General features: G+C 60.4%; 1 protein-coding gene. It reads left to right on the forward strand.

Translation table 11 applies throughout. From position 1 onward, the window contains the following. Nucleotides 1-1888 (forward strand): acetate--CoA ligase (gene acs / locus C8029_RS20915; RefSeq protein WP_009574304.1); only part of this gene is annotated, 1888 nt, incomplete at both ends.

Below are 1888 nucleotides of genomic sequence, written 5' to 3' on the forward strand. Positions count from 1 at the left end.
AGAAAAATACACCGACATGTACGCGCGCTCGGTGAGCGATCCGGTGTCGTTTTGGGCGGAGCAGGGGAAGATCCTGGATTGGATGGAGCCCTACACGCAGGTGAAAAAGACCTGTTTTGAGTTCGGTCGCGTTGACATCAAATGGTATTCGGACGGCGTTTTGAACGTCTCGGCCAACTGTATTGATCGCCATTTGCCGAAAAAATCCCTGCAAACCGCGATTATTTTTGAGCCCGATGATCCCGAGGCCGAGGCCCAGCACATCACCTACAAAGAGCTGTCCGACAAGGTGAACCGCTTTGCCAATGTGTTGCTCTCTCAGGGCGTGATGCGCGGTGATCGCGTGGTGATTTATCTGCCGATGATCCCCGAGGCCGCTTATGCCATGCTCGCCTGTGCCCGCATCGGCGCGATCCATTCCATTGTTTTCGCAGGATTTTCCCCCGACGCCCTGGCCAACCGCATCAATGATTGCGGCGCCAAGCTCGTCATCACCTCCGACACCGCGCCGCGTGGTGGCAAGCGCACGCCGCTCAAGGCCAACACCGATGCCGCCCTGCTGCACTGCTCGGATAAGGTCCGTTGCCTCGTCGTCAAACACACCGGCGATCAGATCACCTGGATTCAGGGCCGCGATGTCGATGTCAAATATCTGATGGAACACGCCTCCCCCGATTGCCCGCCGCGGCCGATGAACGCCGAAGACCCGCTGTTCATCCTTTACACCTCCGGCTCCACCGGCAAACCCAAAGGCGTCGTCCACAGCTCCGGCGGCTACCTCGCCTATGCCGCGATGACCCATAAATATGTGTTCGATTATCACGACGGCGACGTCTTTTGGTGCACCGCCGATGTCGGTTGGGTCACCGGCCACAGCTACATCGTCTACGGCCCGCTGGCCAATGGCGCGACCACGGTGATGTTCGAGGGCGTGCCCTCCTATCCCGACGCGGGCCGGTTCTGGGCCGTGTGCGAAAAGCATAAGGTCAACCAATTCTACACCGCCCCCACAGCCCTGCGCTCGCTCATGGGGCAAGGCAACGAATGGGTTGAAAAATATGACCTGTCCTCGCTCAAACTCCTCGGCACGGTCGGCGAACCGATCAACCCGGAGGCGTGGAATTGGTACAATGACGTGGTCGGCGGCGGCACATGCCCGATCGTCGACACCTGGTGGCAAACCGAAACCGGCGGCCATCTTTTGACGCCGCTGCCGGGCGCGATCCCGACCAAACCGGGCTCTGCCACCGTGCCGTTCTTTGGCGTGCAACCGGTGATTTTGGACCCGACCACGGGCGAAGAATTGACCGAAACCGCGACCGAGGGCGTGCTGTGCATCAAGGACAGCTGGCCCGGCCAAATGCGCACCGTTTGGGGCGATCACGAGCGGTTCCAGGAGACCTATTTCCAACAATACAAAGGCTATTACTTCTCCGGCGACGGCTGTCGGCGCGACGCAGACGGCTATTACTGGATCACCGGCCGCGTCGATGACGTGATCAACGTGTCGGGTCACCGCATGGGCACCGCCGAGGTCGAAAGCGCGCTGGTCGCCCACGCCCAGGTCGCCGAAGCCGCCGTCGTCGGCTATCCGCACGAGCTCAAGGGCCAGGGCATCTACGCCTATGTCACGCTCATGAACGATGTCGAACCGACCGACGCGCTGCGCAAAGAGTTGGAAAAATGGGTCCGCACCGAAATCGGCCCCATCGCCAAGCCGGACTTCATCCAATGGGCCCCCGGCCTGCCCAAAACCCGCTCCGGCAAAATCATGCGCCGCATCCTGCGCAAAATCGCCGAAAACGACACCGGCAGCCTCGGCGACATCTCAACCCTCGCCGAACCCGCCGTCGTCGAGGAATTGATCAGCAATTCGTTGTATCAAAAA

Origin of the sequence: Roseobacter sp. TSBP12 (assembly GCF_009129705.1) — a bacterium.
In the GTDB taxonomy this organism is placed as follows: domain Bacteria; phylum Pseudomonadota; class Alphaproteobacteria; order Rhodobacterales; family Rhodobacteraceae; genus Celeribacter; species Celeribacter baekdonensis_A.